Raw genomic sequence first — 15,175 nt, forward strand, 5'->3', positions numbered from 1 at the left:
AGGTATCCAATTGCATGTGAGGCGCCCGCGCATCGTGCGCATTACCCATCGTCCGAGCGGCGAGGTGATCGCCGAGGGGCCGGTCGGCCTCTGGGACATCACGCCGTTCGAGGGCAACTTCTACATCCGGCGGCGCTGCCTGAGAACGTGCCATCTGCGTCCGAACTGGATCCCCGGACTCTGCATCTACAAGTTCCTGTACGTGTGGCTCGACCTGAAGCTTCCGGACGGCCGGCGCGAGCCGTCGATCGGATGGCTGTACTGGCTGCCCAATCCGCTGTTTTTCTTCATCGCGTTCCGGCCGGCCGTCCCGCAGTCCTCGCCCGCCCTCGCCGTCGAGGAACGGGCGGGATGATTGTTGCGACACGGCGCGAGGTGATCGGCGGTGTGTTGACGGCGCTCATGGCAGGCGCCGGCCCCGCTTCGGCAGGGTCTGCTGACGACGAGGTCCCGGCCTTCGCAGCCGGCCGTCATCAGCTCACGCTGCTGCGGCCGCAGCAGAGCCTGCCGGCGCTGCGGCTGTTTCGCCTCGACGGCGGTACGCTCGATCTGGCCGCGCTGCGCGGCGCGCCAATCGTGCTGAACTTCTGGGCCTCGTGGTGTACGGCCTGCCGCATCGAGCTGCCGGAGCTCGATCGGCTCGCGCGCAGCGTCGGGCGCGAGCGCCTGCACGTCGTTGCGGTGTCCGAAGACCGCAGCGATCGCGACAGTGTCGGTCGTTTCGTGCGCTCGTTGCGGCTGACGTCGCTGCCGATCTGCCTCGATCCGAACGGGTACGTGGCGCAATCCGGTGACGGTCGCGGCAGGCCTGCGCCGTTCACGCTGTATGGCATGCCGATCACCTATCTGATCTCGGCTTCAGGACTGATCGTCGGATACCTCCCGGGTGCGGCCGACTGGTCGTCGTCGGCGGCGGCCGATCTGCTCGACTATCTCGGGCGCAACTGAAAGATGAATCGCGAAGCAGACGACGTAACCTTCCAACGCACTGGAGCGAACCATCGTACAGGCGCGCCGATGGCCGCCAGACACCTGCAATGTCCGCAGGCTGAACCCGGAGAATGGAGGAACACGCATGTCCAATCGCACGCTGTCCGCAATGATCGTCGGTGCATTTGCGGTCGCTGCCGGCGCGCTCGCCGTCACATCCGCCTCGGCGGAGATGATGGCCAAGGGCGACATGGAAAAGATGATGAAGGCCAAGCAGGCCGAGACCATGAAGGCCATGAAGGACGGCAAGATGGAGAAGTGCTTCGGCGTCGCGCTGAAGGGCCAGAACGACTGCTTCGCCGGCGCCGGCACGACCTGCGCGGGCACCAGCATGACCGACTATCAGGGCAATGCGTTCAAGCTCGAGCCGAAGGGCACCTGCACGACGATGCAGACCCCCAAGGGGCCGGGTAGCCTGACGCCGAAGGCCTGAGACATTGCCGGCGGGCTGCTTGCAGCCCGCCATTTCTCTCGATCGGAGTCTTCGGGTGGCACGCGCACAATTCTCGACGGCCGGACGGATCCCCGCGCGGGGCGGCGTCGGCCTCAAGGCCGAGCACTATCGCGGCATCGTCGAAACGTGGCCCGATATCGGCTTCTTCGAGGTTCACGCCGAGAACTACATGGGCGCGGGCGGGCCACCGCACCGCTATCTCACGGCTATTCGCGAGCGCTATCCGCTGTCGCTGCATGGAGTCGGATTGTCGATCGGTGCCGACCGCCCGCTCGACCAGGCCCATCTCGGCCGTCTCAAGCATCTGGTCGACCGCTACGAGCCGGGGCTGTTCTCGGAGCACCTGGCGTGGTCGACGCACGACACCGGTTTCCTCAACGATCTGCTTCCCGTTCCCTATACGGGCGAGACCCTGATCCGCGTCTGCGATCACATCGACGAGGTGCAGAGCGTGCTCGGCCGGCGGATGCTGCTGGAAAATCCATCGACCTATGTCGCGTTCGCCGAGAGCAACTGGTCCGAGCCCGACTTCATCGCCGAGATCGCGCGTCGCACCGGCTGCGGTCTCCTGCTCGACGTCAACAACGTCCATGTCGCAGCGACCAATCAGCAGTGGGATCCGCATGGCTATCTTGCCGCCTTTCCGCTCGCGCAGGTGGCCGAGATCCATCTCGCCGGCCACTCCCGCGAAGCCGACGAGCACGGCAGGCCGCTGCTGATCGACACCCACGACCGGCCGGTCGACGACGTCGTCTGGTCGCTGTATGCGCATGCGATCCGCGCGACCGGCCCGGCGCCGACATTGATCGAGTGGGACGCCGAGGTGCCGCCATGGCCGGTGCTCGCGGCGGAGGCGCGCCGGGCCGAGGCGATCATGCTCTCGCCGACGATGGAGGTGGCCTGTGACGCCGCCGCTTGCTGAACGTCTTGGCGGCTTTGCGCGCGCACTGCTCGATCCCGCGCAGCCGGTGCCTCCCGGCCTGGTTGGACCGGATGGGACGCCGAGCGGGCGCCGGTTCGGCGTCTATCGCAACAATGTCGTGGCCGGCTTGACGGCGACGCTGAAGGACGCCTATCCGGCGGTTCATCGCATCGTCGGGGAGGAGTTCTTCCAGGCCATGGCGCGCCGCCATCTGCTGTCCGAACTGCCGTGCTCGCCGATCCTGCTCGACTATGGCAGCGGCTTCGCGGCGTTCATTCGCGGCTTCGCACCGGCATCGACACTGCCTTATCTGGCCGATGTCGCGGCGATCGAGCGCGCCTGGGCGGAGGCCTATCATGCGGCGGAAGCCCAGCCGGTCACGCCTGCGGCTTTCGCCGCCCTAGCGCCGGCCGATCTGCCGGCTCTCCGCCTGCGCCTGCATCCATCCCTGCGGCTGGTCTGCTCGGCGTTTCCCGTGCTCACGGTCTGGCAGATGAATGTCGCGGAGGGAATTCCTGGCCCGGTCGATCTCGACGCGGGCGGCGAGGCGGTTCTGATCGTCCGTCCCGAGGCCGACGTCGTGGTTCGCGCGATCCCGTCGGGCAGTTTCGCGTTCGTTCAGGCCTTGTCGGCCGGGCGGTCGATGCTGAGGGCAGTCGAAGATGCGCTGCGCGAGGACGTTGGCTTCGACCTCGCCGGCACCCTCCACGATCTGATCCATGGCGGAGCGGTGATCGGCTTCGACCGCGCGACGATGGGGGAGGCGTCATGAGCACGATCGCGGGCCGCCGGGCGCTCACCTTGGCCATGTCGGATGCGATCGATCGGCTCGCGCGACTGGCTCTCATCGTGGCGCCGCCGATGCTGCGCATCGCGCTCGCGGTGCCGTTCTTCAAATCCGGACTCACCAAATGGGATGGCTTGCTGTCGCTGTCGCCGTCCGCGGTGTATCTGTTCGAGGACGAATTCAAGCTGCACCTGTTCGGACAGACCTATGACTTTCCCTGGCCCGCAGCCTTTGCTCATCTCGATGGCGTGGCCGAGATCGTGCTGCCGGTGCTCCTGGTGGTCGGGCTGGCGACCAGGGTCAGCGCGCTCGGGCTGTTGGTCATGACCGCCTTCATCCAGCTCGTCGTCCCGGATGGCTGGGCCAATTTTCATCTGCCCTGGGCTGCGATGGCGGTTGCGATCATCGCGCTCGGGCACGGGCCCTTCAGCGTCGATCAACTCGTCGTGCCGCTCGGTCGAAAACTGGAGAGCGCCGATGGGCAGTGACCAGAGCGCTCCTGCGCCGCGGCTGAGGCTCGTCGCGGTGGACGCGCAGAGCGGGGCGGACGTCAAGCCGGGACGCCGCGCGCTCGATTGGGCGATTCTGATGGCGCATGCCCAGGAGGGCGATCGTGTCGCCTATCAGCGGCTGCTGCAGGAGATCTCGCCCTACCTTCGCTCTCTCGCGGCGCGGCACTGCAGGCAGCGTAGCGACATCGAGGACGCGGTGCAGGACGTGCTGTTGACCATTCACTCGATCCGCCACACCTATGATCCGACGCGCCCGTTCGCGCCGTGGCTGGTGACCATCACCAACCGTCGCCTGATCGACCGAGTACGGCGGCAGTCGCGCCAATGGCGGCGCGAGACTGTGCTGTCTCCCGAGCACGAGATCGCAGCCGAGCCCGAGACCGGCGTGGAGGCGGCGCCCGACCGCCGCGAATTGGAGCTGGCGATCGACAATCTCCCGCCAGCGCAGCAGCAGGCCGTGCGGCTGTTGAAGCTCAGGGAGCTGTCGCTCAAGGAGGCCTCGGCGGCAACCGGAATGTCCACGACCTCATTGAAGGTGAACATGCACCGCGCTCTGAAGAGCCTTCAGAAGCTGCTCATTCCGCGGAACGAGCCATGATCAAGACCGACGATCTGATCAACTCTCTTGCGACTGACATGCGGCCCGTGAAGCGGCTGCGGCCCCCGCTGTTGCGCGCCTGCACTTGGCTGATCGGGGCCGGTGCCGTGGTGGCGCTGCTCGCCGTCAACCAGGGGATCCGTCCAGATCTGGTGCAACGTCTGCACGATGCGCCATTCGTGACCAGCCTCGTCGGCTCGATCCTGACCGGCGTGCTGGCCGCGATCGCGGCATTCCTGGTCAGCCTTCCCGACCGCTCGCGGTGGTGGATGCTGCTGCCGCTGCCGGCGCTGGCGCTATGGCTGTCCAACATCGGCTACCAGTGCCTCACCGACTGGGTTGCGGTCGGTCCAGACGGCATGAGCCCCGGCGAGGCGGCCCGCTGCTTCACGACGCTCGCCGTGACGAGCCTGCCGTTGTCGCTGGCCCTGCTGGTGATGCTGCGCTACGCGGCGCGGCTGCGGCCGACCATCGTCGCCTTGACCGGCGGCGTCGCCGTATCTGCGATCACGTCGACGGCGCTCGCGCTGTTTCATACGATCGACGCCTCGGTGATGATCCTGATGTGGAACGTCGGAACGGCTGTCCTGCTGATCGGGGCGGGCGGCCTGTTCGGCCGTCGCATGTTCGGCTGGGTCGCGCCGCGTGTCTTCGCGCACGACTGAGCTCGCCGTTCGTCGACCGACGCGGACCGGTAACCTTCGTCGTGCCTGGAGCGAACAGTCCGCGGGCTCGGGCGCAGATAGCCCTGTCGCGACGCGCATCGCGCGTCGATGTTCACGGACGCGAGGAGAATGAGACCATGCAACGATCGAAACCCCTAGCCGGGTAGACAAGTGCGGCGCTGATGTTGGCGGCGCTCGCGCCGGCCGGGCCGCCGATGCGACCCATCTGTCGTTCGTCACGCACGCGGCGTTCCTCTCGGCGGAGACGAAGCAGCCGAAGCCGCTCGATCCCCATGCCTTCGTCGCCGACGCGCCGGCCGCTGTCGGTCCGCAGAACGTCTCCCACGTCGCGGGGGTCCGGCCGGCCTTGATCGAACAGGATGCGAAGACCGCCGTTGTCGCCAACGCGAAGGGTGAGCCGGAACGACGAATGATTTTGTGGCCGGAGCGAACGGCAAAGCGAAGCTGACGATCGTCGCGCCACAGCCGCTGACCATGACAACGCCGTGCTGCTGGTCTATCACAGCGACGGACCGCCGCTTCGTCCGGCAGCGTCTCGATGGTCGCCAATACCTTCTCGACGTTGCGCAGCAGTTCGAGCGACGGCGGCAGCATCGAGATCTGCTCGCGCCTGACGAGCTGCTTCACCCACCAGAGCGGGTCATGCGCCCGATCGAGATCCGCCAGCGGCTTGCCGACGCCGGCAGATTGTCGAATGCGCCATGGTCCTGGGCAGATGCGGATCTGCACCTCGACCCAGGACTCGCAGCTCGCGGTCAGTGGCTTACGCTCCGTCATGCCCGGCCGGACCTTTTTTGTCGCATCGACGGCACGAGGCCATCACCGGCCGAGATCGGCGGCAAAAATAGTGGTTGCTGTTTTTCAGAAATTATGCTTATATCCGGTATCCCGCCTCGAGCAGAGGGACGTACGCGTCGTCACGAACGTGGAGGCGGGCTGCGATGGACGTGACGGCTGCGCCTGACGAGCGCGGGCGTTACGGACGGCGAAGTCGTGTGGTCCTGGCCTCTCGACGCTGAGGTCAAGTCCGGGGTCGTTGCTGTGACGGCACGCGCGGGCGATGGGGGCAAGAACGCCGATCCCCAGGGAGAGCACGAAGGACACCGTTAAAACCGATCGCGCGGGGAAGGCCGGGTCTGTCCGGCTGTACCTGTGGTACCTGCCGCCTGCATTCTTTTGAGCAGGCGGGCCACGGGCCTCAGCCGAGGTCCGGCCTTCCTCGCGCCCTCTCGTTGTTCAGAGGGACACGAATGCTGCATCACCCGGGCACGACGTGCCGCGGGATGAAAGATGCTTATCAGTTCGCCTCCGTGATGAGGCCGAAGGTGTCGACATCTACTCAACTGTCGTCCCGGACAAGCGCGCAACGCGCGCGCCGATCCGGGATCCATAACCCCAGGGAGATGTGCGAGGCACGATGGTCGACCATTCTCGCCCAGCCACATCCGCCGCGGCGTATGGATCCAGGGTCGGCGTCGGCCAACGCTCCGCGTTGTCGGACTTGCCCGGGACGACATCGAATGCTTGGCGCGTTTTGGACTTCATCACCAGCAATGTGAGTTTTGCAGCGCTGCTCCGATCCATGTATTCAGCAGCCGCGCAACACGGAGGAAATGCACATGACCAAGACCGCCACCGAGATCGAGGACGACCGTCAGATCCGCGAACTGTTGCAGAACTGGGCGATCTGGCGCGATGCCGGTGATTGGGAGCGTTTCCGCACGGTGTGGCATCCGGATGGGCGGATGATGGCGACGTGGACGCAGGGCACCGGTGACGAGTTCATCGAGATCAGCAAGGCGGCCTGGGCCAAGGGTGTCAACATCCTGCACTTTCTCGGCGGCATCTCGGTCGATCTCGCCGGCCATCGCGCGATCTCCCAGACCAAGATGACGATCTCACAGCGGGCCGAGGTCGAAGGCGTCGTGTGCGACGTGCTCTGCACCGGCCGCTTCTACGACTTCCTCGAGAAGCGCGCGGGCAAATGGGGCATCGTGCTGCGCCAGCCGATCTACGAGAAGGATCGCATGGACCCGGTGACGCCGGGCGCGGTGCCGGCGCTGGATCGCGCGCTGCTGGAGCAGTTTCCCGTGGGGTATCGGCATCTCGCCTATCTGCAGACGCGCATCGGCTACACGGTGAAGCGCGACATGCCCGGGCTGAAGGGGCCGGAGGTCGAAGCGCTCTATGCGTGCGGCGCCGCGTGGCTGCGGGGCGAGGGGCTGTGATCATCGGCCCCTGCGTCGCCGGTGCCGCGCTCCGAACGGAACAGCTCTCGCCGAGGGGGCTGATCCGGCGGATCTCTGGGGCCGTTACCGAGCGGGTGAGTCTTTTTCGGAGTGCCTAGCGGAATCAGCGCAAGTGCTTGAATCAGAAGGGATTGTCTGTCAGCCTTGTTCCTTGAAGCGGAACCGCCGTGCGGCTATTGTATACAGGATTGGCAGTTTTCCGCCGGGAGAAGGCGGAACTTGCGCCTCCTCCCCCGTTTGCTGTATACAATGACCAGCTAGAAGTATACCGCCACGAGGACACGCCATGGCCGCTTCTTTTCCGATGAATGCCTGGTACGCCGCGGCCTGGGACGCCGAGGTCAAGCAGGCCCTGCTGCCGCGGACGATCTGCGGCAAGCACGTCGTGATGTTCCGCAAGGCCGACGGCACCATCGCCGCGCTCGAAGATGCCTGCTGGCACCGGCTGGTGCCGCTGTCCAAGGGCCGGCTGGAAGGCGACACCGTCGTTTGCGGCTATCACGGCTTGAAATTCAGCCCGCAGGGCCGCTGCACCTTCATGCCGTCGCAGGAGACCATCAACCCCTCGGCCTGCGTACGGGCCTATCCGGCGGTCGAGCGGCATCGGTTCATCTGGCTGTGGATGGGCGATCCGGCGCTGGCCGATCCGGCTGCCATTCCCGACATGCACTGGAATCACGATCCGGCCTGGGCCGGCGATGGCAAGACCATCCACGTCAAATGCGACTACCGGCTGGTGGTCGACAATCTGATGGACCTCACGCACGAGACCTTCGTGCACGGCTCGTCGATCGGCAACGACGCGGTGGCGGAAGCGCCGTTCGACGTCACCCATGGCGAGCGCACCGCAACCGTGACGCGCTGGATGCGCGGTATCGAGCCGCCGCCGTTCTGGGCGAAGCAGCTCGGCAAGCCCGGTCTGGTGGACCGCTGGCAGATCATCCGCTTCGAAGCGCCGTGCACGGTGACGATCGACGTCGGCGTCGCACCGGCCGGCACGGGCGCGCCGGAGGGCGACCGCTCGCAGGGCGTCAACGGCATGGTGCTCAACACCATCACGCCAGAGACCGACAAGACCTGCCATTATTTCTGGGCGTTCGCCCGCAACTACCAGCTCTCCGAGCAGCGGCTGACGACGGAGATCCGCGAGGGCGTGTCGGGCATCTTCCGCGAAGACGAGCTGATCCTGGAAGCGCAGCAGCGCGCGATGGACGAGAATCCGGGACGCGTGTTCTACAATCTCAACATCGATGCAGGCGCAATGTGGGCACGGCGGATCATCGATCGGATGATCGCGCGCGAAACGCCGCTGCGTGAAGCCGCGGAGTAGAATGGAATGGCCGAGCGTGACAGCGAGCGTTCGATCTCGCAGACCGTACGTGCGCAGCTCACCTTGCGCGACCTGATCCTCACCGGCGGCTTGCGCCCCGGCGAGCGCATCTCCGAGCTGCAGGCGGTGGAGGCCGCCGGCGTCTCGCGCACGCCGGTGCGCATGGCGTTGGTGCGGCTCGAGGAGGAGGGGCTGCTGGAGGCCATTCCGTCCGGCGGCTTCATGGTGAAATCGTTCTCCGAGCGCGACGTGCTCGACTCCATCGAGGTGCGCGGCACGATGGAAGGACTGGCGGCGCGGCTCGCCGCCGAGCGCGGCGTGTCCGTGCGCGACACCGAGCCGATGCGCGAGTGCCTCGCCCAGATCGACGAGCTGATCGCGCCGGCCGAGCTCTCGTTCGACGCGTTCTCGGCTTATGTGGCGCTGAACGCGCGCTTTCATGCCCTGCTGGCCGAACTGTCGCGCAGCCCGCCGGTGATCCGCCAGGTCGACCGCGCCAGCGCGCTGCCGTTCGCCTCGCCGAGCGGCTTCGTGATGGCGCAATCGGCGCTGCCGGAGGCGCGTCACATCCTGGTGGTCGCGCAGGAGCATCACCGCATCGTCATCGATGCGATCGAGAACCGCGAGGGCGCCCGCGCCGAGAGCATCATGCGCGAGCATGCCCGGCTGGCGGCCCGCAACCTGCGGCTCGCCGTGAAGGCGCGTGGTCCGATGGACCTGGTGCCCGCGGCGGTGCTGATCAAGACGCAGATCAACGGCTGAGGAGGCGATCATGCGTTTCCAGGACAATTGGTCGCCTGCGACCCTGGTCTCGACACGCGACCTTGCGCCGGGCATCCGCGAATTCATCCTGCGGCCCGACGGCTACGTCTGCGCGCCCTATCCGGTCGGCAGCCACATCAAGGTCGGCGTCCTCGCCGCCGGCCAGCCCGATGTCCGCTCCTATTCGCTGGTCGGCGAGGCGGACCCGCGTGGCTACCGGATCGCCGTGCGCTTCGCCGAGGATTCCCGCGGCGGGTCGCGCTATCTGTGGTCGCTGCAGCCCGGCGCCCGGCTGGATGTGGCGAGCCCGACCTCGCTGCTGCAGGTCGATTGGCAGCGTCCGCATTATTGTCTGGTCGCCGGCGGCATCGGCATCACGCCGCTGGTCGGAGCAGCGCACGCGCTGCTGCGCAAGACGCCGAACGTCTCGCTGCACTATGCGGTGCGATCGCGCGGTGATGCGGCCTATGTCGATGAGCTCGCGGCGCTGCTCGGCGACCGTCTCACGGTGTATGCCGCGGACCAGTCGCAGCGGCTTGACCTGTCCGATCTTTTTTCGAGTCTGCCGTCCGGAGCAGCCGTGCTGTTCTGCGGACCGATGCGGATGCTGGATGCCGCGCGCAGCGCGTGGGCGGCGTGCGGCCGCGTGCCGGCCGATCTCAGCTATGAAACGTTCGGATCGAGCGGCCGGCTGTCGACCGAGCCGTTCAAGGTCCGGCTGCGCGACAGCGGCGAGGAGATCGTTGTGCCGCGCGACCGCTCGATGCTCGACGTGCTGAATGCCGCCGGCCACGAGGTCATGGCGGATTGCCGGCGCGGCGAGTGCGGCGTCTGCGCGGTCGACGTGGTCGAAGTCGAGGGCGAGATCGATCATCGCGACGTGTTCTTCAGCGCCGAGCAGAAGCACGACAGCCGCAAGCTCTGCGCCTGCGTTTCCCGCGCCCACGGCGTGGTCACGATCGACACGCTGGAACGGGCCGACGCGCTGTGAGTGCGCCGCCGGCTACTTGTCGGCGAGCAGGTTGACCGACATCGCCGACGGCGGCTTGCCTGAGGACTTCCGGCCGCTCTGCTGCGCTGCGACGGCGGCGCGTGCGGCCTTCAGACGTGCATCGGTCTCCTTGTCGGCCAACAGCGCGTCGGTGAGGTTAGCTTCGGCGGTGTACGCCGCCTCGGCCGCGGCCTTGGCCGCCGCGATGTTGGCTGCGGTGGGATTGGCCTTCGCCAGCGCCTCCGCCGCGTCGCGGTCGGAAATGGCCTTCTCGTTGGCCGCCAGCGCGGCATCGAGATTGGCGTCGGCGACCGTCTCGGCAGCATCGGCAGCCGCCAACGTCGCCGCGGCGGGACTGAGCGGCGGCCGGGGGCGCAATGGTTTCGCTACCGCCTGCGGCTTGACGGCCTGAGCCTGCGGCGGGAGCGCGGGCCGAGAGGATGGTGGCAGTGCCGTTGGCTGCTGGATGGGAGGCGGCTGGAGCGATGGCATGGTCGGTACGAGCTCGATCGGCACCATCCGCGCAAACGAGCTGCGCGCGTCGCGCATCAGGCCGCCCATGATGTCGTCGAGCGGGTCGGCCATCGCGGTCCCGCTCGCCGCTGCGCCGGCAAGCATGCCGATCGCGGCGGCGACGTTCCTCGACGTGATGCAGACGGCCATCGGAGCCTCCCTCGCGACGAAATCGGGCCAGCCGACCCCCGGCGCTCACCGCCTGCCTTATTCCGGAAATGGGTTTGCAGGGTGGCGCCATCGTGGAGCGGTCGCGCCTGACATGCGCCGCATCTGCCACATTGGGCTTTCAGGCGAGCTCCTCGCGCACCCGCGCCGCCGCCGCGCACATCGCCTTCAATTTCCCGAAAGCGGTCGCTCGCGGCAGATATTTCATGCCACAGTCCGGCGCCACGACCAGCCGCTCCGGCGCCACCACTTTGAGGCCGTTGCGGATGCGCTCGGCGACGACCGCGACCGGCTCGACCTCGGGATTGCCGAGATCGAGGACGCCTAGCACGATGGTCTTGGTCGAGAGATCCCTGAGAACGCCGAGGTCGAGCCGCGGCTGCGCCGCCTCGATAGCGATCTGCGCGGCGTGGCAATCGGCAAGCTCGGCCAGGAACGCATATCCGCTCGGCTTGCTGGAGCCCGGCACGATGGCGGCATAACCGAAGCAGACGTGAACGATGGTGGGCACCGTAATATGATCCAGAGCCCGGTTGATCGCCTTGACGGCATAGCGCCGCGCCGCCTGCGGATTGTTGCGGACCCAGGGCTCGTCGAGCTGGATGACGTCGGCGCCGGCGCGTTGCAGGTCGCGGGCCTCGGCATTGACGACCTCGGCGAAAGCCATGGCGAGTGCCTCGTCGTCGCCGTAGAAATCGTCCTGGGCCTGCTGGCTCAATGTGAACGGCCCGGGCAGCGTGATCTTGGCGGCACGCTTGGTGTTATGGCGGAGGAACTCCATGTCGCGCAGCTCGACCGGGTGCGTCCGCGTGATCGGACCGGCGACGCGCGGCACTGGCGTCTTGATCCCGGACGGCGAGATGATGATGGCGGGATTGTCGGCATCGACGCCGTCGAGCGCGGTCGCGAACCGGTTGGAGTAGCTTTCGCGCCGGATCTCGCCATCCGATACGATGTCGATCCCCGCCTGTTCCATGTCGTGGATCGCGACGATGGTCGCATCGTCCTGAGCGTCGTCGAGCAGCGGCCGGGGAATGCGCCACATGCCCTGCATGCGAATGCGGGGAACGGACTTCGAGAGCATTGCGCGATCAACCAGCCAATCCGGCTGCGGGTAGCTTCCGACCACGGTGGTCGGCAGGAGATGTCGAGGCATATTCACGCAGTGGCCCTCCCGCGGGTCCGACGGTCATCTCGGCGCCAGAATACAACCTAGCGTTTTGTTCGTCTTCGGATCGTCATGGAAATAATTCGCATTTTCTGCAGTTTATCAGTTCATCCTTCGTCACGAGGCGGCATCACCGATGCAACACATCCTGATCCTCAACTCCGGCTCATCCTCGATCAAGTTCGCCTTGTTCGAGGAAGATGCCGACCTTGTGGAGACCGTGTATGGCCAGATCGAAGGGCTTGGCAGTGCCGCGCCGCATCTCGAAGCGAAGCTGAGGGGCGCTCCGCTGGCCGATGAACGCCTCGATGCAGCGAGCGCCACCGATCACGAGGCGGCTCTCGGCGTCGTGCTCGAGGTACTGCAGCGCGCCATCGGGCGCACCGAAGTCGACGCCGTCGGTCATCGCGTCGTCCATGGCGGGCTCGCTTTCACGCAGCCGATCGTCGTCAATGACGATGTTCTGAATGACCTGCAGAAGCTCATTCCGCTCGCGCCGTTGCACCAGCCTCACAATCTCTCCGGTGTCCGCGCCGCCCATCGTGCCTTTCCTGGCGCCGTGCAGGTCGCATGTTTCGACACGGCGTTCCATCGTTCGCACCCCTGGGTCAATGATACCTATGCCTTGCCGCGTGAGTTCTACGACCAAGGCATCCGCCGCTACGGCTTTCACGGCCTATCCTATGAATACGTCGTTTCGCGATTGAAGGAGATCGCTCCGCTCGACGAGAAGGGCCGGGTGGTCGTGATGCATCTCGGCAACGGTGCCTCGATGTGTGCGATCCGGGATGGGCAGAGCATCGGTTCGTCGATGGGCTTCACGGCACTCGACGGCCTGCCGATGGGCACGCGCTGCGGTCAGCTCGACCCTGGCGTCGTTCTCTATCTGCTTCAGGAGAAGCGCATGACGGCTGAAGCGGTCACCGATCTCCTCTACAATCATTCGGGCCTGAAGGGATTGTCGGGATTGTCGCAGGACATGCGCGAATTGGAGGCCGCCGGCACGCCGGAGGCGCGGCAGGCGATCGACTACTTCGTCGACCGCATCAGGCGCGAGCTCGGCGCCATGACCGCGGTCCTCTCGGGCATCGACGCGGTCGTGTTCTGCGGCGGTATCGGCGAGCACGCATGGCACATTCGCCAGCGCGTCTGCCAAGGCTTCGAATGGCTCGGGATCGTGCTGGACGAGGACCGCAATCGTGCGAACCATTCCTTGATATCTTCGGATCGATCGCGGGTGCGCGTGCGCGTGGTCCACACCAATGAGGAAATGATGGTCGCGCGGCACGCCGCGCGCCTGCTGAGGCCGCAATGACTGAGATGGCCGACCAGACCTGCTGATTTGCCGCTTGCATGTCCTTGCTTTTTGGTATCATCGAGGATGAAAGAACAACAAGGCCGGTGGGGAAGCGATGGAAGGCAGCGTGGTGTTGCGTGAGGCGGACAGTGAGTTCGACTACGTCGTGGTCGGTGCCGGCTCGGCCGGCTGCGTTCTCGCCAACAGGCTCAGCAGCGACGGCAAGCACACGGTGCTGCTGCTCGAGGCGGGTCCAAAGGACACCAACATCTGGATCCACGTCCCGCTCGGCTACGGCAAGCTGTTCAAGGAAAAGACCGTCAACTGGATGTACCAGACCGAGCCGGAGCCCGGACTCGACGGCCGCTCCGTGTTCCAGCCGCGCGGCAAGGTGCTCGGTGGCTCCAGCTCGATCAACGGCCTGCTCTACGTGCGCGGCCAGCACGAGGATTACGACCGCTGGCGCCAGCGCGGCAATGTCGGCTGGGGCTATGACGACGTGCTGCCCTATTTCAAGCGGGCGGAAAATCAGTCCCGCGGCGCCGACGTCTACCACGGCGTCGACGGCCCGCTGCCGGTGTCCGACTGGCGGCACGAGGACCCGTTGTCTGAAGCCTTCGTGAAAGCGGCGGTCGAGGCCGGGTTGCCCATCAATGGTGACTTCAATGGTGCGAGCCAGGAGGGGGCGGGGTTCTTCCAGACGACGACCCGTCGCGGCCGCCGCGCCAGCAGCGCGGCCTCCTACCTGCGGCCGGCGCTCGGCCGCAGCAACCTCCACGTCGAGACCGACGCGCTAGCCCAGCGGATTTTGTTCGAGGGGCGCCGGGCCCGCGGCGTCACGTTCAGCCAGCGCGGCCGAATGCGGACGGCCCGCGCTCGCAAGGAGATTCTGGTGTCGAGCGGCGCCTACAACTCGCCGCAACTGCTGCAGCTGTCCGGGGTCGGTCCGGCCGAGCTGTTGAAGCAGCACGGCCTCGACGTGGTCCTCGATGCGCCCGGTGTCGGAAGTGACCTGCAGGACCATCTGCAGGTGCGCATCGTGATGCGCTGCAGCCAGCGCATCACACTGAACGACATCGTCAACAATCCGGTGCGCAAGGTGCTGGCTGGCGTACGCTATGCGGCCTTCCGCAACGGTCCGCTGACGATCGCTGCGGGTACGGCCGGCGCGTTCTTCAAGACCGATCCGCGGCTCGTGAGCCCGGACATCCAGATCCACTTCATCCCGTTCTCGACCGACAAGATGGGCGAGAAGTTGCACACCTTCTCCGGCTTCACCGCCTCGGTCTGCCAGCTCAGGCCCGAAAGCCGCGGTTCGCTGCGGATCAGGAGCGCGGATCCAACGGTGCCGCCGGAAATCCGCATCAATTATCTCGCCAGTGAAATTGACCGGCGGGCCAACATCGAGGGCCTCCGGATCCTGCGGAAAATCCTGGCGGCACCGGCGCTGAAGCCGTATGTCTCGGATGAAGCCTATCCCGGGTCCAAGATCGTGAGCGATGACGACATCCTGGCCTATTGCCGGCAGACCGGCAGCACGATCTACCATCCGACCTCGACCTGCCGGATGGGGACCGATGCTGCCGCCGTGGTCGATCAACGCCTGCGGGTGCGCGGCGTCGACGGCCTGCGCGTGGTCGATGCCTCGATCATGCCGGATCTGGTTTCGGGCAACACCAACGCGCCGGTCATCATGATCGCGGAGAAGGCCTCCGACATGATCTTGCAGGACGCGCGCTGACGCAGGA

The 15,175-nt window shown here is 66.4% G+C and carries 16 protein-coding genes and 1 pseudogene; 14 read left to right on the top strand and 3 right to left on the bottom strand.

From position 1 onward, the window contains the following. Positions 1–16 precede the first annotated feature (16 nt). The 8 genes from QW887_RS08280 (at position 17) to QW887_RS08315 (ending at position 4,928) form a co-directional block, all read left to right on the top strand. Positions 17–355 carry a hypothetical protein gene (locus QW887_RS08280; RefSeq protein WP_315769939.1) on the top strand — a complete coding sequence of 113 codons (339 nt, stop codon included), beginning with the start codon at positions 17–19 and terminating at the stop codon, positions 353–355. Further along, on the top strand, positions 352–948 hold the full coding sequence (locus tag QW887_RS08285) for a TlpA disulfide reductase family protein (protein WP_316167702.1): 597 nt from the start codon (positions 352–354) through the stop codon (positions 946–948). Before QW887_RS08280 ends, QW887_RS08285 begins: the two co-directional genes overlap by 4 nt. 127 nt (positions 949–1,075) lie before the next feature. After that, positions 1,076–1,423: a DUF2282 domain-containing protein gene (locus tag QW887_RS08290; protein WP_316194366.1), complete on the top strand. Its 348-nt coding sequence runs from the start codon at positions 1,076–1,078 to the stop codon at positions 1,421–1,423. Between the two features lie 55 nt (positions 1,424–1,478). Beyond that, entirely contained in the window at positions 1,479–2,366 is an 888-nt protein-coding gene (locus tag QW887_RS08295) for a DUF692 domain-containing protein (protein ID WP_316194367.1), read from the top strand. Continuing rightward, positions 2,347–3,138 (top strand): DNA-binding domain-containing protein, encoded by a 792-nt coding sequence (locus QW887_RS08300; protein ID WP_316194368.1) that lies wholly within the window; start codon positions 2,347–2,349, stop codon positions 3,136–3,138. The genes QW887_RS08295 and QW887_RS08300 overlap by 20 nt, the downstream gene beginning before the upstream one ends. Next, entirely contained in the window at positions 3,135–3,641 is a 507-nt protein-coding gene (locus QW887_RS08305; protein ID WP_409977990.1) for a DoxX family protein, read from the top strand. The genes QW887_RS08300 and QW887_RS08305 overlap by 4 nt, the downstream gene beginning before the upstream one ends. Next, a complete protein-coding gene (locus QW887_RS08310; RefSeq protein WP_315827024.1) occupies positions 3,631–4,263 on the top strand; it encodes a sigma-70 family RNA polymerase sigma factor in 633 nt (210 codons plus the stop codon). The genes QW887_RS08305 and QW887_RS08310 overlap by 11 nt, the downstream gene beginning before the upstream one ends. Then, on the top strand, positions 4,260–4,928 hold the full coding sequence (locus tag QW887_RS08315) for a DUF1109 domain-containing protein (protein WP_315718237.1): 669 nt from the start codon (positions 4,260–4,262) through the stop codon (positions 4,926–4,928). Before QW887_RS08310 ends, QW887_RS08315 begins: the two co-directional genes overlap by 4 nt. Before the next feature lie 573 nt (positions 4,929–5,501). Here the strand turns inward: QW887_RS08315 and QW887_RS34885 are convergent. After that, positions 5,502–5,726, bottom strand: a pseudogene (locus tag QW887_RS34885) (DnaJ family domain-containing protein); the annotation flags it as partial. A gap of 842 nt (positions 5,727–6,568) precedes the next feature. Here QW887_RS34885 and QW887_RS08320 point away from each other — a divergent pair. The 4 genes from QW887_RS08320 (at position 6,569) to QW887_RS08335 (ending at position 10,281) form a co-directional block, all read left to right on the top strand. Beyond that, entirely contained in the window at positions 6,569–7,177 is a 609-nt protein-coding gene (locus QW887_RS08320; RefSeq protein ID WP_315718238.1) for a nuclear transport factor 2 family protein, read from the top strand. 307 nt (positions 7,178–7,484) lie between these two features. Beyond that, positions 7,485–8,528 carry an aromatic ring-hydroxylating dioxygenase subunit alpha gene (locus QW887_RS08325; RefSeq protein WP_315718240.1) on the top strand — a complete coding sequence of 348 codons (1,044 nt, stop codon included), beginning with the start codon at positions 7,485–7,487 and terminating at the stop codon, positions 8,526–8,528. Between the two features lie 6 nt (positions 8,529–8,534). Continuing rightward, positions 8,535–9,290, top strand: a complete 756-nt coding sequence (locus tag QW887_RS08330) for a GntR family transcriptional regulator (protein WP_315718241.1) — start codon at positions 8,535–8,537, stop codon at positions 9,288–9,290. A 10-nt stretch (positions 9,291–9,300) separates the two neighbouring features. After that, a complete protein-coding gene (locus tag QW887_RS08335; RefSeq protein ID WP_315718243.1) occupies positions 9,301–10,281 on the top strand; it encodes a PDR/VanB family oxidoreductase in 981 nt (326 codons plus the stop codon). 12 nt (positions 10,282–10,293) lie between these two features. On the opposite strand, the gene QW887_RS08340 is transcribed toward QW887_RS08335, so the two are convergent. After that, positions 10,294–10,944, bottom strand: a complete 651-nt coding sequence (locus tag QW887_RS08340) for a hypothetical protein (RefSeq protein ID WP_316194369.1) — start codon at positions 10,942–10,944, stop codon at positions 10,294–10,296. Positions 10,945–11,083: 139 nt separating this feature from the next. Next, positions 11,084–12,118 (bottom strand): cobalamin-independent methionine synthase II family protein, encoded by a 1,035-nt coding sequence (locus tag QW887_RS08345; RefSeq protein WP_315750450.1) that lies wholly within the window; start codon positions 12,116–12,118, stop codon positions 11,084–11,086. Between the two features lie 148 nt (positions 12,119–12,266). Here QW887_RS08345 and QW887_RS08350 point away from each other — a divergent pair, with 148 nt between their 5' ends. Both QW887_RS08350 and QW887_RS08355 read left to right on the top strand, forming a co-directional pair. Further along, positions 12,267–13,445 carry an acetate/propionate family kinase gene (locus QW887_RS08350; protein WP_316194370.1) on the top strand — a complete coding sequence of 393 codons (1,179 nt, stop codon included), beginning with the start codon at positions 12,267–12,269 and terminating at the stop codon, positions 13,443–13,445. Between the two features lie 97 nt (positions 13,446–13,542). Then, positions 13,543–15,168: a choline dehydrogenase gene (locus tag QW887_RS08355; RefSeq protein ID WP_316194371.1), complete on the top strand. Its 1,626-nt coding sequence runs from the start codon at positions 13,543–13,545 to the stop codon at positions 15,166–15,168. The last annotated feature ends 7 nt before the right edge of the window (positions 15,169–15,175 follow it).

Origin of the sequence: Bradyrhizobium sp. SZCCHNRI3052, assembly GCF_032484895.1 — a bacterium.
Taxonomy (GTDB): domain Bacteria; phylum Pseudomonadota; class Alphaproteobacteria; order Rhizobiales; family Xanthobacteraceae; genus Bradyrhizobium.

Bases quoted from the DNA above. Each gene is read 5' to 3' on its own strand.
- QW887_RS08285 (WP_316167702.1), top strand. From the start codon at position 352: ATGATTGTTGCGACACGGCGCGAGGTGATCGGCGGTGTGTTGACGGCG.
- QW887_RS08290 (WP_316194366.1), top strand. From the start codon at position 1,076: ATGTCCAATCGCACGCTGTCCGCAATGATCGTCGGTGCATTTGCGGTC.
- QW887_RS08305 (WP_409977990.1), top strand. From the start codon at position 3,135: ATGAGCACGATCGCGGGCCGCCGGGCGCTCACCTTGGCCATGTCGGAT.
- QW887_RS08310 (WP_315827024.1), top strand. From the start codon at position 3,631: ATGGGCAGTGACCAGAGCGCTCCTGCGCCGCGGCTGAGGCTCGTCGCG.
- QW887_RS08315 (WP_315718237.1), top strand. From the start codon at position 4,260: ATGATCAAGACCGACGATCTGATCAACTCTCTTGCGACTGACATGCGG.
- QW887_RS08320 (WP_315718238.1), top strand. From the start codon at position 6,569: ATGACCAAGACCGCCACCGAGATCGAGGACGACCGTCAGATCCGCGAA.
- QW887_RS08325 (WP_315718240.1), top strand. From the start codon at position 7,485: ATGGCCGCTTCTTTTCCGATGAATGCCTGGTACGCCGCGGCCTGGGAC.
- QW887_RS08330 (WP_315718241.1), top strand. From the start codon at position 8,535: ATGGCCGAGCGTGACAGCGAGCGTTCGATCTCGCAGACCGTACGTGCG.
- QW887_RS08335 (WP_315718243.1), top strand. From the start codon at position 9,301: ATGCGTTTCCAGGACAATTGGTCGCCTGCGACCCTGGTCTCGACACGC.
- QW887_RS08340 (WP_316194369.1), bottom strand. From the start codon at position 10,944: ATGGCCGTCTGCATCACGTCGAGGAACGTCGCCGCCGCGATCGGCATG.
- QW887_RS08345 (WP_315750450.1), bottom strand. From the start codon at position 12,118: ATGCCTCGACATCTCCTGCCGACCACCGTGGTCGGAAGCTACCCGCAG.
- QW887_RS08350 (WP_316194370.1), top strand. From the start codon at position 12,267: ATGCAACACATCCTGATCCTCAACTCCGGCTCATCCTCGATCAAGTTC.
- QW887_RS08355 (WP_316194371.1), top strand. From the start codon at position 13,543: ATGGAAGGCAGCGTGGTGTTGCGTGAGGCGGACAGTGAGTTCGACTAC.